Source organism: Pseudomonas sp. VD-NE ins, from assembly GCF_031882575.1.
GTDB classification, from domain to species: Bacteria; Pseudomonadota; Gammaproteobacteria; order Pseudomonadales; family Pseudomonadaceae; genus Aquipseudomonas; species Aquipseudomonas fluorescens_BZ.
Genome location: NZ_CP134772.1, coordinates 43,212 through 67,413 on the forward strand (window position 1 = coordinate 43,212; position 24,202 = coordinate 67,413).

At 59.1% G+C, this 24,202-nt stretch carries 29 protein-coding genes; 11 read left to right on the forward strand and 18 right to left on the reverse strand.

Features of this window, described 5'->3' with window-relative positions:
* Positions 1-195: 195 nt before the first annotated feature.
* The gene (locus RMV17_RS00210; RefSeq protein ID WP_311884682.1) at positions 196-1,254 is read right to left on the reverse strand and encodes a PA0069 family radical SAM protein; all 1,059 of its coding nucleotides are present in this window, start codon (positions 1,252-1,254) and stop codon (positions 196-198) included.
* Positions 1,255-1,476: 222 nt separating this feature from the next.
* Here RMV17_RS00210 and RMV17_RS00215 point away from each other — a divergent pair, with 222 nt between their 5' ends.
* Positions 1,477-1,779 carry a hypothetical protein gene (locus tag RMV17_RS00215; RefSeq protein WP_034152259.1) on the forward strand — a complete coding sequence of 101 codons (303 nt, stop codon included), beginning with the start codon at positions 1,477-1,479 and terminating at the stop codon, positions 1,777-1,779.
* Between the two features lie 119 nt (positions 1,780-1,898).
* Here RMV17_RS00215 and RMV17_RS00220 read toward each other — a convergent pair whose 3' ends face one another.
* The 4 genes from RMV17_RS00220 to RMV17_RS00235 form a co-directional block, all read right to left on the reverse strand.
* Positions 1,899-2,462, reverse strand: coding sequence for a hypothetical protein (locus RMV17_RS00220; RefSeq protein ID WP_311884684.1), 564 nt, complete (start codon positions 2,460-2,462; stop codon positions 1,899-1,901).
* A 257-nt stretch (positions 2,463-2,719) separates the two neighbouring features.
* On the reverse strand, positions 2,720-4,021 hold the full coding sequence (locus RMV17_RS00225; protein ID WP_311884686.1) for a cytochrome c: 1,302 nt from the start codon (positions 4,019-4,021) through the stop codon (positions 2,720-2,722).
* Positions 4,022-4,033: 12 nt separating this feature from the next.
* Positions 4,034-5,818: a GMC family oxidoreductase gene (locus RMV17_RS00230; RefSeq protein ID WP_108224866.1), complete on the reverse strand. Its 1,785-nt coding sequence runs from the start codon at positions 5,816-5,818 to the stop codon at positions 4,034-4,036.
* A 2-nt stretch (positions 5,819-5,820) separates the two neighbouring features.
* The gene (locus tag RMV17_RS00235) at positions 5,821-6,567 is read right to left on the reverse strand and encodes a gluconate 2-dehydrogenase subunit 3 family protein (protein WP_034152262.1); all 747 of its coding nucleotides are present in this window, start codon (positions 6,565-6,567) and stop codon (positions 5,821-5,823) included.
* Positions 6,568-6,872: 305 nt separating this feature from the next.
* Between RMV17_RS00235 and RMV17_RS00240 the strand changes: the two genes are divergently transcribed.
* Entirely contained in the window at positions 6,873-7,517 is a 645-nt protein-coding gene (locus RMV17_RS00240; protein WP_311884690.1) for a dual specificity protein phosphatase family protein, read from the forward strand.
* Between the two features lie 45 nt (positions 7,518-7,562).
* Here RMV17_RS00240 and RMV17_RS00245 read toward each other — a convergent pair whose 3' ends face one another.
* The gene (locus tag RMV17_RS00245; protein ID WP_064116624.1) at positions 7,563-7,850 is read right to left on the reverse strand and encodes a YheV family putative zinc ribbon protein; all 288 of its coding nucleotides are present in this window, start codon (positions 7,848-7,850) and stop codon (positions 7,563-7,565) included.
* Complete coding sequence (gene prlC, locus RMV17_RS00250; protein WP_311884693.1) at positions 7,847-9,898, reverse strand: oligopeptidase A; 2,052 nt, start codon at positions 9,896-9,898, stop codon at positions 7,847-7,849. The genes RMV17_RS00245 and prlC overlap by 4 nt, the downstream gene beginning before the upstream one ends.
* A gap of 88 nt (positions 9,899-9,986) precedes the next feature.
* Between prlC and RMV17_RS00255 the strand changes: the two genes are divergently transcribed.
* Together RMV17_RS00255 and RMV17_RS00260 are read left to right on the forward strand one after the other, a co-directional pair.
* Entirely contained in the window at positions 9,987-10,532 is a 546-nt protein-coding gene (locus RMV17_RS00255) for a gamma carbonic anhydrase family protein (protein ID WP_311884695.1), read from the forward strand.
* Between the two features lie 29 nt (positions 10,533-10,561).
* Positions 10,562-11,212, forward strand: a complete 651-nt coding sequence (locus RMV17_RS00260; protein ID WP_311884697.1) for an HAD family hydrolase — start codon at positions 10,562-10,564, stop codon at positions 11,210-11,212.
* Between the two features lie 100 nt (positions 11,213-11,312).
* Here the strand turns inward: RMV17_RS00260 and RMV17_RS00265 are convergent, their stop codons facing one another.
* On the reverse strand, positions 11,313-12,404 hold the full coding sequence (locus tag RMV17_RS00265; protein WP_311884699.1) for an aminopeptidase: 1,092 nt from the start codon (positions 12,402-12,404) through the stop codon (positions 11,313-11,315).
* A gap of 59 nt (positions 12,405-12,463) precedes the next feature.
* Between RMV17_RS00265 and RMV17_RS00270 the strand changes: the two genes are divergently transcribed.
* Both RMV17_RS00270 and RMV17_RS00275 read left to right on the forward strand, forming a co-directional pair.
* Positions 12,464-12,886 (forward strand): hypothetical protein, encoded by a 423-nt coding sequence (locus tag RMV17_RS00270; protein ID WP_034152270.1) that lies wholly within the window; start codon positions 12,464-12,466, stop codon positions 12,884-12,886.
* A gap of 40 nt (positions 12,887-12,926) precedes the next feature.
* Complete coding sequence (locus RMV17_RS00275; protein WP_311884701.1) at positions 12,927-13,346, forward strand: hypothetical protein; 420 nt, start codon at positions 12,927-12,929, stop codon at positions 13,344-13,346.
* Positions 13,347-13,352: 6 nt separating this feature from the next.
* Here the strand turns inward: RMV17_RS00275 and RMV17_RS00280 are convergent, their stop codons facing one another.
* Both RMV17_RS00280 and RMV17_RS00285 read right to left on the reverse strand, forming a co-directional pair.
* Entirely contained in the window at positions 13,353-13,592 is a 240-nt protein-coding gene (locus RMV17_RS00280) for a DUF1161 domain-containing protein (RefSeq protein WP_311884703.1), read from the reverse strand.
* 222 nt (positions 13,593-13,814) lie between these two features.
* Positions 13,815-14,246 carry an OsmC family protein gene (locus RMV17_RS00285; RefSeq protein ID WP_034152273.1) on the reverse strand — a complete coding sequence of 144 codons (432 nt, stop codon included), beginning with the start codon at positions 14,244-14,246 and terminating at the stop codon, positions 13,815-13,817.
* 242 nt (positions 14,247-14,488) lie between these two features.
* Between RMV17_RS00285 and RMV17_RS00290 the strand changes: the two genes are divergently transcribed.
* On the forward strand, positions 14,489-15,490 hold the full coding sequence (locus RMV17_RS00290) for an LLM class flavin-dependent oxidoreductase (RefSeq protein WP_034152274.1): 1,002 nt from the start codon (positions 14,489-14,491) through the stop codon (positions 15,488-15,490).
* Positions 15,491-15,744: 254 nt separating this feature from the next.
* Here the strand turns inward: RMV17_RS00290 and RMV17_RS00295 are convergent, their stop codons facing one another.
* Positions 15,745-15,969, reverse strand: coding sequence for a DUF1161 domain-containing protein (locus tag RMV17_RS00295; RefSeq protein WP_108224855.1), 225 nt, complete (start codon positions 15,967-15,969; stop codon positions 15,745-15,747).
* A gap of 128 nt (positions 15,970-16,097) precedes the next feature.
* Positions 16,098-16,313 (reverse strand): dodecin, encoded by a 216-nt coding sequence (locus RMV17_RS00300; protein ID WP_007911688.1) that lies wholly within the window; start codon positions 16,311-16,313, stop codon positions 16,098-16,100.
* Positions 16,314-16,470: 157 nt separating this feature from the next.
* On the opposite strand from RMV17_RS00300, the gene RMV17_RS00305 reads away from it, so the two are divergent.
* Positions 16,471-16,797 (forward strand): DUF883 family protein, encoded by a 327-nt coding sequence (locus RMV17_RS00305; RefSeq protein WP_311884708.1) that lies wholly within the window; start codon positions 16,471-16,473, stop codon positions 16,795-16,797.
* Here the strand turns inward: RMV17_RS00305 and RMV17_RS00310 are convergent.
* Positions 16,770-17,687, reverse strand: coding sequence for a LysR family transcriptional regulator (locus RMV17_RS00310; protein WP_311884710.1), 918 nt, complete (start codon positions 17,685-17,687; stop codon positions 16,770-16,772). The two genes, RMV17_RS00305 and RMV17_RS00310, sit on opposite strands and share 28 nt — an antisense overlap.
* 114 nt (positions 17,688-17,801) lie before the next feature.
* Between RMV17_RS00310 and trpB the strand changes: the two genes are divergently transcribed.
* From trpB to RMV17_RS00325, 3 genes are all read left to right on the forward strand, one after another.
* A complete protein-coding gene (gene trpB, locus RMV17_RS00315; protein WP_311884712.1) occupies positions 17,802-19,034 on the forward strand; it encodes a tryptophan synthase subunit beta in 1,233 nt (410 codons plus the stop codon).
* Positions 19,034-19,846 carry a tryptophan synthase subunit alpha gene (trpA, locus tag RMV17_RS00320; RefSeq protein WP_311884714.1) on the forward strand — a complete coding sequence of 271 codons (813 nt, stop codon included), beginning with the start codon at positions 19,034-19,036 and terminating at the stop codon, positions 19,844-19,846. Before trpB ends, trpA begins: the two co-directional genes overlap by 1 nt.
* Before the next feature lie 122 nt (positions 19,847-19,968).
* Complete coding sequence (locus RMV17_RS00325; protein WP_311884716.1) at positions 19,969-20,424, forward strand: anti-virulence regulator CigR family protein; 456 nt, start codon at positions 19,969-19,971, stop codon at positions 20,422-20,424.
* A gap of 47 nt (positions 20,425-20,471) precedes the next feature.
* Here the strand turns inward: RMV17_RS00325 and RMV17_RS00330 are convergent, their stop codons facing one another.
* From RMV17_RS00330 to RMV17_RS00350, 5 genes are all read right to left on the reverse strand, one after another.
* Complete coding sequence (locus RMV17_RS00330) at positions 20,472-22,433, reverse strand: DUF4105 domain-containing protein (protein WP_311884718.1); 1,962 nt, start codon at positions 22,431-22,433, stop codon at positions 20,472-20,474.
* Positions 22,430-22,750, reverse strand: coding sequence for a DUF2388 domain-containing protein (locus RMV17_RS00335; RefSeq protein WP_311884720.1), 321 nt, complete (start codon positions 22,748-22,750; stop codon positions 22,430-22,432). The genes RMV17_RS00330 and RMV17_RS00335 overlap by 4 nt, the downstream gene beginning before the upstream one ends.
* A gap of 43 nt (positions 22,751-22,793) precedes the next feature.
* The gene (locus tag RMV17_RS00340) at positions 22,794-23,111 is read right to left on the reverse strand and encodes a DUF2388 domain-containing protein (protein ID WP_311884722.1); all 318 of its coding nucleotides are present in this window, start codon (positions 23,109-23,111) and stop codon (positions 22,794-22,796) included.
* A 107-nt stretch (positions 23,112-23,218) separates the two neighbouring features.
* A complete protein-coding gene (locus RMV17_RS00345; protein ID WP_311884724.1) occupies positions 23,219-23,536 on the reverse strand; it encodes a DUF2388 domain-containing protein in 318 nt (105 codons plus the stop codon).
* A 375-nt stretch (positions 23,537-23,911) separates the two neighbouring features.
* Positions 23,912-24,127 (reverse strand): DUF1127 domain-containing protein, encoded by a 216-nt coding sequence (locus RMV17_RS00350; RefSeq protein ID WP_007911656.1) that lies wholly within the window; start codon positions 24,125-24,127, stop codon positions 23,912-23,914.
* Positions 24,128-24,202 lie beyond the last annotated feature (75 nt).

Below are 24,202 nucleotides of genomic sequence, written 5' to 3' on the forward strand. Positions count from 1 at the left end.
TCCGGTATGAAGCCAGTGGCTGTTTAAAACATCCGGGTCATCCCGACCCGTCAGTCACTCGATGAACAAGGTAGCCGCCGAAACTTAACTCAAACTGAATCAAACGCTCTAGGACGTGTGTTCCAGGTCACAAAAAACGTGACTGAGTGATTTCGGCGGAAGGATTCCAACCCCTCAACCATAGGCCAATTGTCGCTAAATCAACGACATCTGGCGACCCGGCGGACAGAAGGCAGTGCAATCGAGGTTGTAGCCTTCGCGATGATTCATGCCAAGACGCTTGATGGCTTTGGCAAAACGCTGCGCGAGCAGGTCGGCAAACACCCCTTCGCCGCGCATGCGCGCGCCGAAACGGCTGTCGTAGAGCTCGCCGCCACGGCTCTGGCGGATCAGGCTCAGCACATGCGCGGCGCGTTGCGGATAGTGCGCGGCGAGCCATTCTTCAAATAGCGGCGCCACTTCCAGCGGCAGGCGCAACATCATGTAGGCCGCGCTTTGTGCACCGGCGGCGTGGGCTTCGCAGAGCAGACTCTCGATTTCGCAGTCGTTGATCATCGGAATCATCGGCGAACACAGCACGCCGACCGGAATGCCGGCTTCGCGCATGACCCGAATGGCGCGCAATCGCGCTTTGGGTGCAGCGGCGCGCGGTTCGAGGATGCGTTTGAGCTCGTCATCGAGCGTGGTCAGGCTGATCATCACCGCCACCAGCCGTTGCTGCGCCAGCTCGGTCAGGAGATCCAGATCGCGAAGAATCAGCGAGCCCTTGGTGACAATGGTCACCGGGTGCTTATAGCGCAGCAGCACTTCGAGGGTCTGCCGGGTGATTTTGTGTTCACGCTCGATCGGCTGGTACGGGTCGGTGTTGGAACCCAGGTTGATTGGCGCACATTGATAGCCTTTCTTTCCGAGCTGTTCTTCCAACACTTGGGCGGCATTGGTTTTGGCGATCAGTTTCGTTTCGAAATCCAGCCCGGGCGACATGTCCCAATAAGCGTGGCTGGGCCGTGCATAGCAATAGATGCAGCCATGCTCGCAGCCTCGGTAGGGGTTGATCGAGCGGTCGAAAGGCAGATCCGGCGAGGTGTTGCGGGTGATGATGGTTTTTGCGGTTTCGATCATCACCTCGGTGCCTTGGGTCAGCGGCACTTCCTGATACCAGCCGTCGTCCTCGGCCACCGAACGGTTTGGCGCGAAGCGGTTGTGCGGGTTGCTGGCGGTGCCGCGACCACGGGGCGGGAGAGGATTGATCATTGGGCAGGCTCCTGATCTGTATATGCATACAGTACATGAGACTGCCCAATGTGATCCAGTACCGCTCAGCGATGGGATACATGCCGACCGGCAAAGTTTATATATAAGTGCAAAGTACAATCCGAGATACATATGTCCCGTTGTCGCGCCAAGTTATCGAATATAGTCTTGGCAACTTCCGTCGGCATTTGTCCGGTAACTAAATTAAAAAGGATTTAATTCATGTCTTATCTCAATCAGCGTGGCGTCTTTATGCAACTGATGCTGCCCAATGCATCGGAGCCCAATACTATTGTTTCGATGCAACTGGCGCGCAAGGAGCTGGGCTGGAACGCCGAGCAGGAGCTGTCCACCGAGGCGCTGGTCGACTCGCTCTACGTGGTGGCAGTATCCAGCGACCGGGGCAAGACCTTCACTATTCGCACCAACAAGAAAGATGTAGACGGTGATGGCGATATTGATAACGATGACAAGGCGAAGTTGATTGCACTGGCCAAGGCTTATGTCAGTATCGTTAATCCGTAACGGAAAATTTACTGCGCTGTATCCGGTACAAAAAAACCCTGCATAAATGATTTATGCAGGGTCATATGGTGTCAACCAATGCTTTTTCACGAAGCTGTTAGCTCAAGTTCGCAACGTGTTCATTCAGCGAAGTTTCTCATTGAAACAAACGAATTCGCGATATTGACGAAAATCAGTTTGTCATTGGCATCGGAGTCGTCATCACCATCCGCATCGATGTTGAATTTTCCGTAACCCTCCAATGTATCTTCCACTTTATAAAAGCCTGTGGCGTTGATCTTTAACTTCACGTTAGCGTCGGGATGGGACAGATCAATATTAGAAGCTTTAAACAGATCAATATTCACGTATGTCGGTTTAGCCGTTTTCACTTCACTGTCGGACGATATAAGGATGCAACTGTACAAGCGACCTTCGCCCACAGTACTCAAACCCGCCAACTTCGAGGCAAGACCCGCCGCGACGGTGTAGGTGTCCGTATCATATTCGTCGACCCCGTCATATCCCTCGACATCATCCACCCCTTCGGCGCGGTCGTACTCCCCCTGGTCGTTGGCGTAAGCCGTGACTGTTACGTCAGGCTTGAGATTATTCGTATAGCCATTGTTATAACGGGAAATTACAGCCTCTTGCTTGCCGTCTGTATTAGTGTCCTTAAACTCAACCACAACTGAATAGCTCATGTGATTTGCTCCATGCCTGCGCAATATCGAGATTTGAATTGCGTCACTTTGGACAGTAAGGCAGACCGCAAATACCGGCTACTGTCAGAGTTGACAGGTGTATGCATATACAGTGCTGTGGTCGGAGCGTGGCTGAATCTTTATCGGCTGTTCGGATATACACCAGTTCAGCTCCGGCAGTAGTCGAGGTTTTCCCAGGTACCGCTGATACAGCACAAAAAACTCATGCTGCATCAACGCGCCAGGCACTCCAACAGTCAGTTATGCGTGGTGACCTGTCCCAGGTCATCTCCGGAAGTGGTCTGCATATCGTTCTTGCGCAGGCTCGCGACATCAGCAGCCTTCACCGGCGCGCCTTTGTTGCCCCAACTGCCACGGATGAAACTCACCACATCCGCCACTTCCTGATCCGACAGTCGCCAGGCGAAACCGGGCATGGTGAAGGTCGACGGTGCCGTGTGCGTAGCTGGCAACGTACCGCCCTTGAGCACGATGTGAATGAGCGAGGTCGGATCCTCCGATTGCAGCACCGGATTGCCGGCCAGCGCCGGGAATACCCGGGTGTAACCGTGGCCGTCAGTGCGGTGGCACGCCGCGCAGTTGTCGATGTACACCGCAGCGCCACGCTGACTGTCATCCCCGTTCCACAGCGCCTTGGCGGCTTTTTCATCGTACTGATGTGGTTGATCGTTCGGATCACTGGCCGGCAGCGACTTGAGGTAGCGGGCGATGGCGGTCAGGTCGGCGTCGGTCATGTATTGCATGCTGTGGGTGACCACATCGCTCATGCCGCCGAACACCGCGCTGCGGTCGCTGCGACCGGTCTTGAGGAATTGCACCAGTTGCTCCTCGCTCCAGCTGCCGAGGCCGTCCTTGTGATCGCCGCGCAGGCTCTTGGCGATCCAGCCTTCCAGCGGCGCACTGCCGGCGAGGAAGTTGCTGCCATCGGCCGCGCTCAGGGATTTTTCCTGCATGGTCAGCGCGCGCGGGGTGTGACAGGCGCCGCAGTGGCCGAGGCCTTCGACCAGATACGCGCCACGGCTGATGACGGCATCGTCACCGACTGCCTTGTAGTCCTCGACCTTCGGCGCAAACATCCAGCGCCAGCCCATCAACGGCCAGCGCATGCTCAACGGCCAGGGAATGTCGCTAGCCTTGTTTTCCTGCGCCACCGGTTCTACGCCGTGCATGAAGTACGCGTACAGCGCCTGCATGTCGGTTTGGCTGACACGCGCATAGGACGGGTACGGCATCGCCGGGTACAACGTACTACCGTTTTTGGCGACGCCATGACGCACAGCCTGATCGAAATCCTCGAAGCTGTATTCACCGACGCCGGTCTTGTCTGGGGTGATGTTGGTCGAGTAGATCGTGCCGATCGGGGTTTCCATCGGCAGGCCACCGGCGAACGGTTTGCCGCCCTTGGCGGTGTGGCAAGCCACGCAGTCACCGGCGCGGGCGAGGTATTCGCCTTGTTTGATCAAGGCTTGATCAACGTCGGCCGCATGAATGGAGGCACTGCCGAGCAGCGCCAGGGTCGCGATAACGAGATTTTTCATGGTCATCGCTCCTTAAGCCTGAACCAGCGGGCCGGGGTTTTTCAGGTATTGCTCGCGGATCGCCTTCGCCGACCAGTAGGTCAGTGCGGCAACCAGGCCCGTCGGGTTGTAACCCAAGCCTTGCGGGAATGCCGAGGCACCCGGAACGAAAACGTTGTGCACGTCCCAGCTCTGCAAGTAGCGGTTCAGCGCGCTCTTCTTTGGATCGGTGCCCATGATCGCGCCACCGTTAAGGTGGGTGGTCTGGTACGACGCCGTATTGAAGTGATCGCCGACTTTCTTGCCGATCACGGCAATCGCTTTCGGCCCCATCGCTTCAGCGACCTTGCCCATTTTCTCGACCATGAAGCGGTTCATCTTGATGTCGTTTTCCTGCCAATCAAAGGTCATCCGCAGCAGCGGCAAACCGTAGGCATCGCGGTACACCGGATCGAGATCGAGGTAGTTGCCCCGGTAGGACTGATGCGCGCCGTGGGCGTCCATCGACACCTGGTGGGTGTAGTAATCGGCGGTCGCGCGTTTCCAGTCACTGCCCCAGGCCGGGGTGCCCGGCGGGTTCGAGGTGCCTGCAATCGGCCGGCTGCCGGCCTGGTTGACCCACATTGGCGAGCCGCCGACGAAGCCGTGCGGGCCGTGGTCGAAGTTGTCGGCGTTGAAATCGTCCAGCGCCACGCCGTTGCCGCCGGCGCCGATGAAGTTGTTGGTGTGGGTGTCCTTGTCGAAGAACGCCTTGATGGTCGCCATGTTCTGGTAGGCAAAGTTACGCCCGACCACGCCCTCGCCCGTGATCGGGTCGTATGGCTTGCCGATCCCGGAGAGCAGCATCAAGCGCACGTTGTGCAACTGAAACGCGCCGAGGATCACCAGATCCGCCGGTTGCTCGATCTCGCGGCCCTGAGCGTCGATGTAGGTGACGCCAGTGGCTTTGCTTTTCGTACTGTCGAGGTTGATGCGCAGCACGTGGGCGTTGGCGCGCAGCTCGAAATTCGGCAGCGGTTTCAACGCCGGCAGAATGTTCACGTTTGGCGAAGCCTTGGAATACATGTAGCAGACATAACCGCTGCAGAAACCGCAGAAGTTGCACGGACCCATCTGCGCGCCGTAAGGGTTGGTGTACGGCCCCGACGTATTCGCGGACGGCAGGTTGTAGGGTTTGTAACCGACTTCCGTAGCCGCTTTGCCGAACAGCTGTGCAGACACCGTGTTCTTCTGCGCTTCCAGCGGGAACGGGTTGGAGCGATCCGGGGCGTAGGGGTTGCCGCCCTTGCCCTGACCGACCAGTTGGCCTTTCACGGTCCAGGCCTGGCCCGAGGTGCCGAAGACCTTTTCGGCGAAATCGAAGAATGGCTCCAGCTCTTCATAGCTGACGCCGAAGTCCTGAATGGTCATGTCCTTGGGGATAAAGCTTTTGCCGTAGCGCTCTTCGTAGTGGCTGCGCATGCGCAACTCGATCGGGTCGACCCGGAAGTGCACGCCCGACCAGTGCAAACCGGCGCCGCCAACACCATTGCCCGGCAGGAACGCGCCCAACTGGCGGTTCGGCAGAGCAATGTCGTTGACGCTGTGACGGATGGTGACGGTTTCTTTCGAGATGTCCTGAAAGAGTTTTTTGCGCACGCTGTAGGTGAGTTCGTCGATCACCTGCGGATAGTTGCCGTCGGGGTAAGTGTCCTGCATCGGCCCGCGCTCCAGCGCCAGGACGTTGAGGCCCGCTTCGGTCAATTCCTTGGCCATGATCGCGCCGGTCCAGCCGAAACCGACGATAACCGCGTCAACCTTCTTCATTACCGTTGCCATGCTTACGCCCTCTCGCCGCGAATCGAAACTGCCGGGAAGGGGTATTGCTCGTTGCGTTCCACCCAATCCATGAAATCGGCGCGGGCGCCGGGGAAGCCGATCATGGTCCAGCCGACCATGCCTTTGTTGCCGCCGTGGATCGGGTCGCAGAAGAACCCTTCCTTGGTGTTTTGCAGCAGCAGGTTGAAGAAAATCTTCGCTGGAACGGCGTCAAACTGAGGTTTGCCGGCTTCGAGTTGCTTGAGCAAATCATCTCGGGTAGCGCTGTCTTGCTCAGCAAATACTTTACCGTTGAGGGATTTTGCCCACTGATCCGTGGCGGCGATGCCGAGGCGATAAATCTCTTTGGGCACCAGTTTGCTCTGCCAGCCCATCTCGGGCGCGGCGTCGGCGTTGAACGGGCCTTGCATGTACCACAGGGCACCGGCGGCATAAGGCGTGTTCATCTGCCGGTCGATGTATTCCGGCACGCCGGCTTCGAGCGCGCCCGGGCCTTGGGCATCGTTGGGGATCAATTGCGCGACGGCGGCATTGATGAACGCCCATTCTTCGGCGGTGAAATAGTTCGGTTGGTAGACGCTGGCGTCAGCACGAACCGGTTGTGGCGCGGGCGCAGCCGGTGCCGCTTCAGGCGCTGCTTGCAGGACGCTGCTGCCCAGACCAGTACCGGCGAGGGTGACCACTGGGATCAGGGTCAGGGATTTGCGCAAAAACTCACGCCGCGGGTTGTCTCGATCTTCATCAGACATTGGGGTGCACCTCATCAGGCATTAGAGGACAGCCGCTTCTGCGAGCGGCTTGAGGATTTTTCGTCGCGACGACAGCGGTCTGACCCAGGAAAAGGGGACGCGCCTGCAACATCATGTGACAAATGGTAGCAGGCTAAGCTTCTCGATGAACCGATTCATCGGAAAAAAACAGCGGTTTTCTGAGTGGCTGTGCATGAAACCGTGCCGATTCACGATTCTTTGACAAGCGCCTCACAGGGCTTTGACCGCGCAACGCCGAAGCTGCGGTTCCTATCACCGATGAACCCCGACACGGTTACCCCAGCATGTCCCGAGTGCGTTTGTTTCCTGCTTTGTGTTTATCGCTTGTTGCGCTGTTGCACTGGCTGCCTGCCCGGGCTGCGGCGACAGCGACGGCCCGTCCCGCTGATTGGGCGCAACCGGTCGAAGTGCAATACAACCTGTTCCAGATGTCGCCGACGCTCTATCGCAGCGCATTGCCGGATGGCGGCGCGGTGCCGTTGCTGAAAAATCTCAAGGTCGCCACGGTGATCAACTTCCTCCCGGAAGCCGACAGCAACTGGTTGTCCGAGCCGGGCATTAATCAGGTGCAACTGCCGTATCGCACCAATCACGTCGACGACGCCGATGTGCTCAAGACCTTGCGGGCTATTCAGGCTGCCGAAGCCAACGGCCCGGTGCTGATGCATTGCAAACACGGTTCCGACCGTACGGGCCTGATGGCGGCGATGTATCGCGTGGTGGTACAGGGCTGGAGCAAAGAGGATGCCTTGAGCGAGATGACCCAGGGCGGATTTGGCGAGAGTGGGCACTTCCGCGACAGCGTGCGCTACGTGATGCAGGCCGATGTCGACAAACTGCGCACGGCGCTGGCCAATGGCGATTGCAGCACCAGCGCGTTCGCTACCTGCTCGATGAAGAGCTGGTTTCAGTCAGTCAATCTGAAGTGAAGACAACCTCCCACCGCATTGCGCGGAGGGAGGTCATGTTGCGACTCAGTCTTCGGTCTTCTTTTTGAGCTTCGGATTCGGGAAGAACTGCACCGCCTGTACCGTCTTGTCTGGCGCGGGTTTGTTCAGCGCGCTGGTGTTGACCCGCGTGCCCAGTTCTTTCGGTACCGACAGACCTTGCTCGTTCAGCGTATCGGAGTAACCGCAAGCCACACATTCACGGTGCGGCACGCTGTCTTCGTTCCACATCATCAACTTGTCCGGCTCGCTGCACGCCGGGCAGACCGCCCCGGCGATAAAACGTTTTTTGGTAATCACAGGCCCCTCACTCATGCTGCCGCGTCCTCACTGAGGCCGCTGTGGCGCAACAGTGCGTCAATCGACGGCTCACGACCACGGAAGTCGACGAACAGCACCATCGGTGCCTGCGAACCGCCGCGCGCCAGAATCGCTTCGCGGAACGCGCGACCGGTTTCAGCGTTGAGCACGCCGTCTTCTTCAAACTTCGAGAAGGCATCCGCCGACAGCACTTCAGCCCACTTGTAGCTGTAGTAACCCGCCGCGTAACCGCCGGCGAAGATGTGCGCGAAGCTGTTCGGGAAGCGGTTATAGGCCGGCGGACGCATCACCGACACCTCGTCACGCACGCCCTCGAGCACTTGCAGCGGACTGCGGCCGTCACCGTGGGTGGCGTGCAATTCGAAGTCGAACAGCGAGAACTCGAGCTGACGGACCATCATCAGGCCGGACTGGAAATTTTTCGCCGCGAGCATTTTTTCCAGCAGATCCTGCGGCAGCGGCTCGCCGCTTTCGTAATGACCGGAAATCAGCGCGAGGCCTTCCGGCTCCCAGCACCAGTTTTCCATGAACTGGCTTGGCAACTCGACCGCATCCCACGCCACGCCGTTGATCCCGGAAACGCCGGCGTGATCCACGCGGGTCAGCAGGTGATGCAGGCCATGGCCGAACTCGTGGAACAGCGTGGTCACTTCATCGTGGGTCAGCAGCGCTGGTTTGCCGCTGTCGGCCGGAGTGAAGTTGCACACCAGATTGGCCACCGGGCTTTGCAGTACGCCATCAACCGTGCGGCGACGGTCGCGGGCGCCGTCCATCCACGCACCGCCACGCTTGTTGGCGCGGGCATAGAGGTCGAAGAAGAAGCGGCCGACGTGCTGACCGTTTTCCTTGATCTCGAACAGGCGCACGTCCGGGTGCCAGGTATCGAAGCCTTTCTGCTCGGCGATTTCGATGCCGTACAGACGCTGGACGATGGCAAACAGGCCGCCCAGCACTTTGTCGATCGGGAAGTAAGCGCGCAGGGTTTCCTGAGCAACGCTGTAGCGTTGTTCACGCAGCTTCTCGCCGTAGAAACCGCTGTCCCAGCTTTGCAGATCGGCGCAGCCCTGTTCGGCGGCGTAGGCGCGTAGCTGTTGCAGATCCTGCGCAGCAAACGGCTTGCTGCGCTTGGCCAGATCGCGCAGGAAGCTCAGCACCTGATCGCTGGAGTCGGCCATTTTGGTGGCCAGGCTCAGCTCGGAGAAGCTGGCAAAACCCAGCAACTTGGCCAGTTCCTGACGCAGGTCGAGGATCTCTTCCATCACCGGGCCGTTGTCGTTCTGACCGGCGTTCGGGCCTTGATCCGAGGCGCGGGTGCAGTAGGCGGCGTAGACTTCTTCACGCAGCGCACGATCTTGCGCGTAGGTCATCACCGCGTAGTAGCTCGGAAATTCCAGGGTGATCAGCCAGCCATCCAGGCCTTTGGCCTGTGCGGCGGCAGCCATTTGCGCCTTGGCCGAATCGGTCAGGCCGGCGAGGGCGGCTTCGTCGGTGACGTGCTTGGTCCACGCCTGCGTGGCGTCGAGCAGTTGATTGGAGAAGCGGCTGCCCAGCTCGGACAGTTTGCTCTGCACTTCGGCGTAGCGCTTCTGTTCGGCTTCCGGCAGGTCGATACCCGACAGACGGAAGTCACGCAGGGCGTGTTCCAGAATAGTCTTTTGCGCCACGTCGAAACCAGCGGCTTCCGGGCTGTTGGCCAGCGCTTCATAAGCCTGGAACAGCTCGCGGTTCTGGCCCATCTCGGTGGAGTAGGCGCTCAGGGCAGGCAGGCACGACTCGTAGGCTTCGCGAAGCTCGGCGCTGTTGCACACGGCGTTGAGGTGGCTGACCGGGCTCCAGGCAGCGCCGAGACGGTCATTGAGTTCGTCCATCGCCAGTACCAGGCCGGCCCAGGTCGGGTTCTGGCCTTGGGTCTTGAGGATTTCGGCGATGGCGGCGCGGTTGTCGGCCAGGATCGTTTCGATGGCGGGCAGGACGTGTTCGGCACGGATCGTGGAGAACGGTGGCAGGTCGTAGGACTGCAGCAGAGGGTTGTTCACGCTCACGGTTGGCACCTTGGCTGGGGAAACATTGCCCCATCTTAATTACAATCGGCATCATCCGCAGCTATCGGCGACAGAGAGAGAAATTATCGTGTCCGTTCGCAAGTACCAGAATCACACCCCCAGCCTGAGCAAAGGCGCATTTGTCGACGCCTCGGCGGTGGTGATCGGCGACGTCGAAATCGGTGAAGACAGCTCGGTCTGGCCGCTGACCGTGATCCGCGGCGACATGCACCGCATCCGCATCGGCGCGCGCACCAGCGTCCAGGACGGCTGCGTGTTGCACATCACCCACGCCGGCCCGTTCAATCCGGACGGCTTCCCGCTGCTGATTGGCGATGACGTGACCATCGCCCACAAAGTCATGCTGCATGGCTGCACCGTCGGCAGCCGCGTGTTGATCGGCATGGGCAGCATCGTCATGGACGGCGCGGTGGTTGAGGACGACGTGATCATCGGCGCCGGCAGCCTGGTGCCGCCGGGCAAGCGCCTTGAAAGCGGCTTCCTTTATGTCGGCAGTCCGGTGAAACAGATCCGTCCGTTGAGCGACAAGGAAAACGCCTTCTTCACCTACAGCGCCGCCAATTACGTGAAGCTCAAGGACCTGCATCTGGCCGAAGGCTACGAAACACTCTGAATCGAATTCGCGACTGCTCAGGAATACCCATGCATTACCAAACCGTACTGTTCGACCTCGATGGCACCCTGACCGACCCGCGTGAGGGCATCACCCGTTCGATCCAGTTTGCCCTCGCCAGGCTTGGCATCGATGAGCCGGATTTGACCAAACTGGAACACTTCATCGGCCCGCCGTTGTTGCAGGCGTTTATGCAGTTCTATGAGTTTGACGAGGCCAAGGCGTGGCAGGCGGTGAATTTCTATCGTGAGCGCTTCAAGGTCACTGGCCTGTATGAGAACCGTGTGTTCGAAGGTGTTACGCCGTTGCTGGAAACCCTGAGCGGGCAGGGCCGGCAGCTGTATATCGCGACTTCGAAACCGTGGGAATTTGCCCGCGAGATTGCCCGGCACTTCGACTTCGCCCGGCATTTCAAGGTGATCTACGGCAGTGAACTGGATGGCACGCGGACCAACAAGGTTGAGTTGATTGCGCATCTGATCAAGGAAGAAGGGCTGGATCCGGCGGATACGCTGATGATTGGCGATCGCAAGCATGACTTGATCGGGGCGCGCAGCAACGGTCTGGATGCGGCGGCGGTCGGTTATGGGTTTGGCAGTTTTGAAGAGTTGAATGCCGAGGCGCCGGCTTATCACTTTGAAACGCTGGACGAATTGCATCAGGCGTTTCTGCAGCGCTGATCCGTACGCTATCGCTGGCAAGCCAGCTCCCACAGGTGAGCGATGTACTCAAGTCCAACGGTGTCCCTGTGGGAGCTGGCTTGCCAGCGATGAGGCCAGTTCAGCCACTGAAGGCTTGAGAGTCTGCCAACGCTTTCAGCGCCGCCTTACGCTCAGCCACCGGCAGCCCACCCAACTTCTCTACCTCCGCATAAAACCTCAGCCAATCCCCTCCGTTATTTTTGAACAACGCCGCAAACGCCGGCACCCACTGGTCATAAAGTCCAAACGGCAGCAATCGCGCATTGTTCAGCGGCGTATTCACCCAAGCGTCATAACGCTTGTCCCCGGCCCACTGGCTGTCCCTCATCAGCCGATAATCCCGGCGAAACTGTTCGAACTCGGCTGCTTTGTGTTCGCGCATTTGCTCAACCGGTATTGACTGCGCGTAGAGCTTTTCCAGCCGTGAGCGGGTATCGAGGACCAATTCAATAAACTGATCGCGCTGCTTCAGCCGTGAATCGGTATCCGCCGGCAACCCGCGAAACGCCCGCCACTGCCGCGTGCCTTCCTGCTCGACAAACGTGGCAAAGGATTCGTTGAATTCGGTGTCGTCCTTCACATAGAAACGCTGGTGCGCCAGCTCGTGAAAGATCAGCGTGGCCAGGCGCTCGTCGCCCCAGCCCATCATCGAATTGAGGATCGGGTCGTTGAACCAGCCGAGCGTCGAGTAAGCCTCAACACCGCCAATCGAAACATCCATGCCCTGCAGGCGCTGGATTGCCGCTTCGCCTCGCGCGGCGCTCTGACTGTAATAGCCGCGATAGGCCACACACCCGGCAATCGGGAAGCAATGGTTTTGCGGCGTCAGGGAGAACTCCTGCGTGGCAAACACATTCCACACGACGTACGGGCGATGGATATCGGCGTAAAGGCGATAGCTCTGGTTATCCGGCAAATGCAGATGCTCGCTGGCAAAGGCGCGGGCCTTCTGCGATTGAGCCAAGTGTGCGCGCAGTGTCGCGTCGCGATTCGGGTCGTTGATCACCTTTTCCACAGGCTCTCGCGCCCGTAGCAATTGCAGCTGACCGCTGGCCAACTGGCTGTAATAGCTGACGCTGGCGCAACCGTTGAGCAACAAAAACAACACACCCGGAAACAAAACCCGAAAAACGCGATCAAGTAACCCAAGGCTTGGAAACGGCCTGATCAAAATAAGAAATCCCCCGGAGAGTCTGTCCGCAAGACTATCCCGCCTTAAGGAGCACCGCTATGCGCATGTTGATGCTGTCAGGAGGCCTGCTGACGCTGGCCGGTTGTGCCGGATTCGGAATGCCCGATCCTGACCCTTCGCAAGCCTGGATCGATCTCGATGCCCGGCAACAGGACACGGCGCTGCAAGCGTTGCAGGTTGATACTCAGGCGACCGCCGACAAACGCTATTTTGAAGTGCAGCCCGGCAGCCATGAGTTGAAAGTGCGTTATCAATTTCCAGTGGAGGCGACCAACATCGGTCCCGACGCTGAACCGCTGTGGCGCGATTGCCAGTTGAGTGTGAAATTCAAGGATTTCAATGCCGGTCAGCGATACCAGTTACAGGCTGGCAGTATCGGTTTCCGCCCTTGGGCCAAGCTCTATGACGAGCAGCGCAAGGTGGTAGGCCAGGGCACACCGGCAGGCTGTCAGCGCACCTGATCGGCGCTATGCTGAGTATTCGGATCCGTGGATATTCATCATGCGCCAGTTGCTGTTGTTGCTCGTTGCCAGTGTATTGGCCGGTTGCCAGACGCCGTTACCGCCGGTCGATCCGCACATGGCTTGGGTCGATTTTTCGACGCCGACGCCCGGCGGTAAAGTGCTCATGGCCGAGCGCCTCGACAAACAGCGACTGAATGACGGGCGCTACTTTCAGGTCACCCCGGGCAGCCATGAATTGCGCGTGCGGTTCGATTTCGAAGTGTTTGGCGGAGGCGGCAGCTTGATGAACGGCCCGGTAGAGCGGCTGTGTTATTTGTACATCCGCTATGACCATTTCGAGGCCGGGCAGCGTTATGTGCTGGAGGGCCGCTCGCTGGCGTTCACCCCGAGTGCCCGGCTGTACAACGCCAAGCGTGAAATCGTCGCCGAGGATCGCGAGTACAACTGCATTATCTGAGGCGACTCAGCTGTCGTTCTTCTGATAGATGATCGCTTTCTGGCCGTTGTCGCAGGTGCCGACGACCATCGCCACGTCGTGTTTTGCGGCCTCCTCTCTGCTGACGATTTCCAGCGTGTAAGATGGCACGGCGTTGGCCTGAATCTTCACTTCGATTTCGTTTTTCAGTTCTTCGCAGTCTTTGGGCGCCGCAATGACAGAAGTGGCCAGTGCACTGCAGAGAATCGCCAAGCCAATACGTTTCATGAGTGAAGCTCCCTGAGGCAGCGCGCACGGGCGTGCGCTGAAGCTGCTGTCACGTATTCGACCATATTTTTACAGCGAGGGTTCTGACTTCGCTCACAACTTCAGGTTTGATCTTCAAACAGCTTTCGCGAGCAGGCTCGCTCCCACAGGGATTTGTGTGGCACACAGTTCCAAGGTGGGAGCGAGCCTGCTCGCGAAGGCGTCAGATCAGACAACACCGAATCAACTGACCAGCGAAGCCTCAAGCGTAATCTTCGCATTCAGCACTTTCGACACCGGGCACCCTTCCTTGGCCTTGTTGCTCAGCTCTTCGAACTGCGCCTGAGTCGCCCCCGGGATTTTCGCCTTGAGAATCAGCTTCACAGCGGTGATTGCGAATCCGCCATCCACCTGATCGAGGGTCACTTCCGCCTGAGTGTCGATGCTGTCGGCCTTCAGGCCCGCATCGCCCAGAATCATCGAAAACGCCATGGAGAAGCAGCCGGCATGCGCCGCGCCGATCAGTTCCTCTGGGTTGGTACCTTTGCCGCCCTCAAAGCGCGCCTTGAAACCGTAGGGTGCTTCTCTGAGGACCCCGGTTTCGGTGGAGATCGAGCCAATGCCGGTTTTCAGATCGCCTGCCCAATGTGCGGATGCTTTCTTCACGATAGCCATGTCTGCCTCCTCAAGATCTGACGCGGAAACGCCGCGCCGTCGTGGTTTTTACTTGCAAGGCTTCTGAGGATAGACGCCGGAACAAAGTTCAGCCCGGCTGAATCGTTGACTTTTTTAGTAGGAAATTTCATCACCGCTATTGAAACTCGGGTATATGCCCTCATTGCACAAAACACGCTTATGGATTTGGCAGGTTTTCGTTCGCAAGAAAAGCCTGCCTCCTCACTCGGAGACGCAGGTTTATGAAACAACTGTCCGACGTAAAATTTTCCACCCTCGATCTGGTACCGGTGCGAGAGAACGGCAGCCCGGCGCAATCACTGCGCAACTCGCTGGATCTGGCGCAGCATGTAGAGAAATTCGGCTACACGCGGTTCTGGGTGGCTGAACACCACAACATGGACGGCATTGCCAGTTCCGCCACCTCGGTGTTGCTGGGTTATCTGGCGGGCGGGACGTCGACCATCCGCGTCGGCTCCGGCGGCGTGATGCTGCCCAACCATGCGCCGCTGGTGATTGCCGAGCAGTTCGGCACCCTGGAAAGCCTGTATCCGGGTCGGATCGATCTCGGTCTGGGCCGTGCGCCTGGTTCCGATCAGATGACCGCGCGGGCGCTGCGCCGTGAACGCTCCGGCAGCGCTGATGATTTCCCCGAGGACGTCGCCGAACTGGTGCGCTATCTCGGCCCGCGCACGCCGGATCAGCGCGTGATCGCCATGCCGGGCACCGGCACCAACGTGCCTATCTGGCTGCTGGGTTCCAGCCTGTTCAGTGCGCAACTGGCCGGTGAGCGCGGTTTGCCTTACGCCTTCGCCTCGCATTTCGCCCCGCGCTTCATGCACGAGGCGATTCGCGTCTACCGCAATCACTTCAAGCCGTCGGCGGTGCTCGACAAGCCGTATGTGATGCTCGGCGTGCCACTGGTGGCCGCCGATACCGATGAACAAGCCGATTACCTGGCGACTTCGGTGTACCAGCGCATTCTCGCGTTGATGCGTGGGCAGAGCCTGGTGCAGCGTCCGCCGGTGAAAACCATGGATGGCCTGTGGTTGCCCCATGAGCGTGAAGCGGTGGGGGATTTTCTTGGGCTGGCGATGGTTGGCAGCCCGCAGAAGATTCGCGCGAAGCTTGAGGTGTTGGTTGAGCAGACGCAGGCGGATGAGCTGATTTTCACCAGCGATTTGTATGAACACGCTGATCGTGTGCACTCCTACGAACTGCTCGCGCAGGTCATGAAGGGCTGAAAAGCCGAAAGGCACCCTCACCCTAGCCCTCTCCCGGAGGGAGAGGGGACTGATTGAGGTGTTCTTGCGCCCAACATCGACCTGAAAACTCCAGTCGTACTCAGGTTCTGAACAACCCCCGATCTGCTCCCTTTCCCCCTCGCCCCCCTGGGGGAGAGGGCTGGGGTGAGGGGGATCAATCTCAAACACATCACAAATCTTTCAGACACAAAAAAGCCGACGCCTTCACGTCGGCTTTTGTATTTCAGGCGCAATCAACCGCGCTTGTAGACGATTTCCTTGGTGCCACCTTCGCAGGTGCCAACCACTTTACCGTCAGCCGCTGAGCCCTTATCGACTACTTCCAGCGAATAATTGGACGCACCTTTGGCATCAATTTTCGCCGCAATCTCGCTTTTCAGCTCTTCACAAGGCTTGCCGGCAGCAAACGCACCACCCGCAAGGCTCAACAAACCTACTGCCAACATGAACTTCTTCATCGGTCGCACTCCCTGGTCGGATTAAAAGAGGCGGGCATCGAGTCGTTCACTCGATGCAGCCACCCTGTAGCGCTTTGCCATTCCTATGGCACTCGGCCAGCGCGCAAGTTCAGAAGACTAGACCAAACTCAGCTGCTGGCAATGCGGAAGCCGACTTTCAGCGTCACCTGAAAGTGCGCCGCCTTGCCGTCCTTGATGTGGCCACGGGTATCGACCACTTCAAACCACTCAAGATGCTTGATGCTCTTGTTGGCTTCGGCCAGCGCGTTGTTGATGGCGTCTTCGATGCTGCTGGCGGACGAACCGACCAGCTCGACTTTCTTGTACGTGTGATGGTCACTCATGGCGATCTCCTTGGCGTGTGGAATTGAGACTAGCAGTGAATCTGCACTGTTGATTTCGGTGGCGGCGCGCAAGCGAAGTTCAGATTTTCTGCACTTTCTCAAACCGCTGAAGTCCCAACCAACACACGCCACTCATCACCAATGCAGGAGAGCCACCATGGCCAACACCTCTTTACGTAAAGCCTCGTTGCAAAGCATGGAAGCCGAGATCGAGAGTCTGCTCAAATCGTTGGAAAGCTTGAAGGACGACGCTTCGGACGAGTCGCGCAAGACCCTCAAGGTGCTGAAAAGCAATGCCGAAAGCGCGCTGAAACACTCGCGTCACCTGCTCAGCGACGCTTATGAAGAAGTCAAGGTTAAAACCCGCGAAACGGGGATCGCCACCCGCGACTACGCGCAGGAACATCCGTGGACGACTGCCGGTGTCGCAGTCGGTGCGATCGGTCTGCTGGCCGCTTACTTGCTGTTCAAGCGCGGCGAGTGATCGCTCTGGCGCAGCTCGTTCTTGAGCCATTGCGCCAGTTGCCGGGCGCGTCCGTCTGCGGCGCGCTTGGGTAGCCACAACGCCAGTTGCGCCGGGGTTTCACAGAAGCCCCATGGCGCAACCAGGCGACCGGCCTTCAGGTCTTCCGTCACCAGCGGCTCCGGCGCGATGGCCACTCCCAGACCGGCCACTGCTGCCTCCAGCAAATAATACAAATGCTCGAAACCTTGTCCCAACTTCAACGCCTTGGCGTCGAGTGCGTTCTGCTGCGCCCAACTCGGCCAGGCTTGCGGACGCGAAGTGGTGTGCAGTAGCGGTTCATTGAGCAGCGCCGAGGCTGGTGCGGTTTCCAGGCGCTGATAACCGCTAAACAGCGGACTCATGACCGGACCGATGCGTTCTGCGGCCAATTCGTAAACCTGCATGTCGGCCGGCCATGGCGGCTCAGCAAACAGCAATAATGCATCCAGTCCCGGCCGCCGAGGATCAAGATCGCCTTCACCCGCCGACAAATGCAGACGCAGATCCGGCAGATCGGCATTCAACCGCCCCAAGCGCGGAATGAACCAGCGTGCCAGCAGACTTCCGGAGCAACCCAGCACAAACGGCGCATCGGCGGTGCTCTGTGTGAGTTCAGCACAAACACTGCGCAACCGATCAAACGCCTCACCGCTGGCATCGCGTAAACGCATGCCGGCATCTGTGAGTTTCAAGCCGCGCCCGTCCTTGGCGAACAGACTGACGCCGAGGTGTTCTTCAAGCACCTTGAGCTGACGACTGACCGCGCCGTGGGTTACGTGCAGCTGCTCGGCGGCCTGACTCACACTGTTCAGCCGGGCGGTGGCTTCGAACGCACGCAGGGCGTTCAGCGGGGGAAGGTCATGGCTCATGGTATCTGTGAGTTTTCCTGACAGGTTGTGGCGATCTTATCGGTTTTCAGCCTGGAAGGTCAGGGGTAGAGTGGTCGTCATTGTCTCTTGACCCGAATTCACCTGGAGCGACTCATGACCCAGACTTCGAACACTTCCAATCTGCGTAACGGCCCGGACGATAACGGCCTGTTCGGTTCGTTCGGTGGCCGCTACGTGGCGGAAACCCTGATGCCGTTGATCCTCGATCTGGCCCGCGAATACGAAGCGGCCCAGGAAGATCCTGCATTCAAAGAAGAATTGGCCTACTTCCAGCGTGATTATGTCGGACGTCCGAGCCCACTGTATTTCGCTGAACGCCTGACCGAGTTCTGCGGCGGTGCCAAGATCTACCTCAAGCGTGAAGAGCTGAATCACACCGGCGCGCACAAGATCAACAACTGCATCGGCCAGATCCTGCTGGCGCGGCGCATGGGCAAAAAACGCATCATCGCCGAGACCGGCGCCGGCATGCACGGCGTGGCCACTGCCACCGTCGCCGCACGTTTCGGTCTGGACTGCGTGATCTACATGGGCACCACTGACATCGAGCGTCAGCAGGCCAACGTCTTCCGCATGAAACTGCTCGGCGCGGAAGTGATTCCAGTGGTTGCCGGCACCGGCACCCTGAAAGACGCGATGAACGAAGCCCTGCGTGACTGGGTGACCAACGTTGACAGCACGTTCTACCTGATCGGCACCGTGGCCGGGCCGCACCCTTATCCAGCAATGGTTCGCGACTTCCAGGCTGTCATCGGCAAGGAAACCCGTGATCAGTTGCAGGCGCAGGAAGGTCGTCTGCCGGACAGCCTGGTGGCGTGCATCGGTGGCGGTTCCAATGCCATGGGCCTGTTCCACCCGTTCCTCGACGACAAGAGCGTTGAAATCATCGGCGTTGAAGCGGCCGGTTACGGCATCGAAACCGGCAAGCACGCGGCCAGCCTGAATGGCGGCGTTCCGGGCGTGCTGCACGGCAACCGTACCTTCCTGCTGCAGGACGACGATGGCCAGATCATCGACGCCCACTCGATTTCCGCCGGCCTCGATTACCCGGGTATCGGCCCGGAACACGCGTGGTTGCATGACATCGGCCGCGTTCAGTACACCTCGGTGACTGACGACGAAGCCCTCGACGCGTTCCACAAATGCTGCCGCCTGGAAGGGATCATTCCTGCACTGGAAAGCGCCCACGCCTTGGCTGAAGTGTTCAAACGCGCACCGAAGCTGCCGAAGGACCACCTGATGGTGGTCAACCTGTCGGGCCGTGGCGACAAAGACATGCAGACCGTCATGCACCATATGGAACAGTCCAAGCAGGAGAAACACTGATGAGCCGCCTGCAAACGCGTTTTGCCGACCTCAAGGAACAGAACCGCGCCGCGCTGGTGACCTTCGTCACCGCCGGTGATCCGGACTACGACACCTCGCTGGCGATCCTCAAAGGTTTGCCGGGCGCGGGCGCCGATGTGATCGAGCTGGGCATGCCGTTCACCGACCCGATGGCCGACGGCCCGGCGATTCAACTGGCGAACATCCGTGCCTTGGGCGCCAAGCAGAATCTGGCGAAAACCCTGCAAATGGTTCGCGAGTTCCGTGAAGGCAACAGCGACACACCGCTGGTGCTGATGGGTTACTTCAACCCGATTCACATGTATGGCGTCGAGCGCTTCATCGCCGATGCGAAAGACGCCGGTGTCGATGGCCTGATCGTGGTCGACATGCCGCCCGAGCACAACGCCGAGCTGTGCGACCCGGCGCAGGCTGCCGGTCTGGACTTCATCCGTCTGACCACGCCGACTACTGACGATGCGCGTCTGCCGAAAGTGCTCAATGGCAGCTCAGGTTTTGTTTACTACGTGTCGGTAGCCGGTGTGACCGGTGCTGGCGCAGCAACCCTGGAGCATGTCGAAGAGGCGGTGACCCGTCTGCGCCGTCATACCGATCTGCCGATCAGCATCGGTTTTGGCATCCGCACTCCAGAGCAAGCAGCGGCCATCGCGCGTCTGGCCGACGGTGTAGTGGTGGGCTCGGCATTGATCGATCACATCGCCAATGCAACGACGCCAGCCCAAGCCATCGACGGTGTACTGAGCCTTTGCTCGGCACTCTCCGAAGGCGTGCGTAAGGCCCGCGTCAGCTGAAGGTAAAGTTCCTGATACAGAGGAATTAGCGCCTCGCGGCACAGACTAAATGAGCAAGACCGAGGGCTTCAGAACATCGTTCTGAAGCCCTTTTTGCTGTTTGTGCCGTGAGGAAATACTCGATGAAAATGCCGAAACGTCTGATGGCCGGATTGGGCGTGCTGATGATCAGTGCGACGCCGCTGCTGGCCAGCGCTGATCCGCGCGACGATCACGACCACGGCGGCCCGCAACAAGGCCATTACGATAACCGCGGCGACAATCACGGTGACGACCACCGTGGCCCACAGAGTGATCACCGTGGCGGTCCGCCGCCGCACGACTTCGGCCCGGTGCGCCAGACCATTCGTGACAATCATGGCTACTTTGTACGCGGTGCGCCGCCACCTCCGGGCATTCATCTGGAGCGTGGGCGACCGTTGCCGCACGGCTATTATGGCGAGCGTCTGGATAATCGCGCGTTGGGTCGTTTGCCGGTGTACCCGGGTTATGAATGGCGCCGCGCTGGCGGCGACATCGTGCTGATCGCGGTGGGCACCGGGATCGTTTACGAAATTCTCGATGGCGTTTTGTATTGATCGGCAGGCAATAAAAAAGACCGCAGCCAATGGCTGCGGTCTTTTTTTCAGGGCAGCTCCAGTCCGCCGGAGGCCTTGTGCAGTTTGCGCAGATGCGCGCCGATCTGCTTCACATTCTCCTCACTGGCCGCAATTTCGGCGGCCCGCTTCGGCTCCAGCAATTTGCGCACTTCTGCGTCCAGGTCACCGGACAGTGCCAGCAGCTTTTTCTGCCGCTGACTGCTCTCGGCTTCGAGTCGACTGAACTCGGTTGGCTGCGGCAATCCGTAACCCTTGGAATCGAGCAATTCCGCCGGACGGCTAAGGAACCCGCTGTTGGCGAGGATTTCCTGCAAGGTCGCGTTGGCCTTGTCCATACCGCCGTTTTCCAGCTCCCGCGCGCCGAGGTAGCGTTGCTTGACCTCATCCTGAGCCAGCAACAACTGGCGTCGATAACTGGCCTGCTCCAACAGCAGCAGGGCGGCGCTGGTGCGCAAGTCGGCGCGCTCAAACCACTCACGGCGTTCTTCGGCTGTCAGCGAAAGCCATTCCTCGACGGTGTTCTGTTTGATTGGCAATTGTTTCTTCAACACATCGAACATCGCCTGATAGCGATCGCGGAACGAGTCGAAGCGATAGCCCAGACGCAACGCTTCTTTCGGATCATCCAGCACACTGGTGTCCGCCAGACCACGGCCCTTCATCACTTCCAGCAAGCCGTTGGGCATGATGCTGTCCAGTCCGACGAACTGGTTGTTGTTACTGCCGCTGCGCAACAGCTTCAGCCCTTCTACCGCGCAGTTGTTGGAGAGGAAGAAATAGTTGCCGTCGTAGCTCCAGTGCATCTCGGCCGCATGCTCGACTACGCCTTCGATCTCCTCCCGTGTCAGGTTCAGCGGCACCGACGCGAGGCTGCGCAGTTCGGTCTTGGTGTATTCGTCGATAACCTGCGCGAGCGGCAGCACGAACAGGCGCGACGGGTATTTGCCGACCAGGCCGTCCCAACTCGACAGCTGCACATCGCCAACAAAGGCGCGGTAGGACAGCACCAGATGCTGGTCCAGATCGAGCCGGCAATCCGGGCCACGTGGGCGGCCCGGTGCACAGATCACCAGGCGCAACATGCTGTGGCCCCAACGGCTGACCCAGTTCTGATTGGCCTCGGCCAGCAGATAGTCGACGGCATACACCCGCTCCGGATCGACCTGCCCCAAGGGTTGCTTGGCGAAGTCGTTGCCGGCATTGAGGAACGAGAAGGTCTTGCTGCAGGCGTCCTTGGCCGGCGGCGCCCAGCCGAAGTGTTGCTGGTAATAGCGGTACAGTGCCGGACGGCGGCAGGCGTAGCTCGGGTCGAGGAGGAAATACTCCATGTTGACCGCGACGAACTCCTTCGGGCTGGAGATTTCGTACAGGTCCGGGCTGCGAGCGATTTGCCGGTTGTGTTGTTCGCGCTCACCGCGACGGCCGACGTATTGCTGCCAACCGGCGAGGTCGAGCAGGCGCGGATCATCGCTAAGGGTGAAGCGCCGGCCGTTCTGACCGCGACACTCGTCGGGAATGCCGATCAGCCCGGCGCTGTTGAACCGTCGAGTGCAGCGCTGGATCAGCGTGCGCTCGGCACTCGGCCACAGTCGCGCGCGATCATAAATGTGGGTGATTTCATGCAGCACCGTGGCGAGCAGTTCCTGACGCACAGTGCCGTGGGGGCGATTGGTTTTTTCTTTGGCCGCACTGCCGTCAGTAAGACCGGCGAGCAGTTTTCGATTCAGATCGAGCTCGGCCACCAGTGTGGCTTGGCCATAGGCGTTGGCGGGCATGTCGTCGGTCCAGCCGACATCGATGCGCCGATCCAGCCGCTCGATAAAGCTCGGCGGCAGCTTTTGCATTGCCTCATCGATCAGCGCCTGGCTGGCCTGTTGTTGGGCGGGGCTCAGACCGTCGGTCTTGAGCCGCAGTTGCAGGCCGGCGTGGGCGCTGTTGCCAAGCAGCAACAACGCCCCGGCCAGCAGCCAGGTGCCGAGTGACCTCACAGTGCGAGGATGGCTTCGGCGAGAATCTGATCACTGGCGTCGCGCGCTTCCGGTACGCGAGTGCGCAAGGTATTGAGCGCGGCTTCCAGGTGCGCGCCACGGATATCGCCATTGGACGCGACGAAACTGGCAGCGTCGTCGTGGGCTTCGCGGATAATTTTCGAGTCGCGAATCGACGTGGTGGTGTCGGAAGTGAAATCGATGGTGCGCTGGGAGGCACGAACGATGATGTTACTGGTGGCTACCAGGGTGTGCGCCTGGGCCACGTCGGCCAACAAAAACAGGCCAAGGGCGGCAGCAATCAGCGGGCTACGCATGGAACGACTCCGGAAGGGCAAGGATAACTGGGGTACAGGATAACTATTGGACGAGAATTGCTTCTGCCAGTTCAAGGTCGCTGACATGAAGTTTCGGTCGGGTTTTGCGCAGGTAATGCAGCGCGGATTCCAGACGAACACCTCGCCATTCACCTTCACTGGCAACAAACGCGGCCGCGTCATCGTGGGCGGCGAGCAGCAGTTTACGGTCGAAAGGCGCAGAAGACACCATGCTGGTGGCGTAACCACTGACGACGGTGCCTTGGGTCGACGCGTTGAAAGCATCAAAGGCATTGGCCGGCGCCGTCCAGCAGGCGGTGAACAATATGGAGGGAATCAGTAGATTTGGAAGAAAGCGCATCGGACTCGGTAATTTTTGGTGAGCCCGAAGGCTAGCGCAATGCCCGGGCCAGAGCCAGCGCCGAAACATCGGGACACGAACGGCGTGTCCCGATTGGTACCTGGCGCTTAGATCGTCAGGATGGCCTGAGCCAGTTGTGCGTCAGTGGCTTGCAGTTGTGGCGCCTGGTGACGGATGTGATCCAGTGCGCTTTCCAGTTTCACGCCACGGATTTCACCTTCGCTGGCCACGAAGCTGGCAGCGTCGTCACGGGCGGCGAGGACGATTTTGTCGTCACGGAAAGATGAAGTCACATCGGACGTGGCGTCGGACGAGGATTTCAGAGCGCCGACAACGGCGTCGGTGGTCACGATGAAGCTGGTAGCGCTGGCGTTGGCAGCCACGGCCAGCAGGGCGGCGGCACTGAGCAGACGAAGACGGGGCATGGTGTAACTCCTTTGGATAAACCGTAGAGAGAGGTGGCTCGGTATCTGAGGAGTCAGACGCCGGTGACACAGCATTCGCCACGTTCTGCGTGGATATTAGGCGCAGAACCCGATACCTAACCAGCATCCAGACGAAAAACTGTAGGAGCTGCCGAAGGCTGCGATCTTTTGCTTTGGATTTTCAAGATCAAAAAATCGCAGCCTTCGGCAGCTCCTACAATTGTAATAGTCTCATTTCGAATTATGTGAACTGTACTGGTATGGCTTTTTAAGAGCCCAAAACGACAAAACCCGTCGCGGTTTTCCACGACGGGTTTTGTTTGTTCAATTCGGGTTGCTGGCGGTGGGTCTAACGACCAGAGCCAGCGACGCTACTTAGCGCCAGAACGGCTTGCTCAGCTCTTCGTAGCGTTGTGCTTCGCTGATACCGGCGTCAGCCAGCAGACGCGAATCCAGACGAGCCAATTGGTGGCGGCTGGAGATGCGGCGCTGCCACAACATCAGGTTGGCGATAACGCGCAGAGGCAGGGAAGCCTGGGTGTTTACAGCTTTGTCTTCGAAGAACAGTTCGGAACTGAGTGTACGTTCCATGGTTGACATCCTTCCGCTTGTGGCGGGATCAGGTAGTGGTTTGACTGGTGCCCATGATCCTCTCGTTTGCCAAGT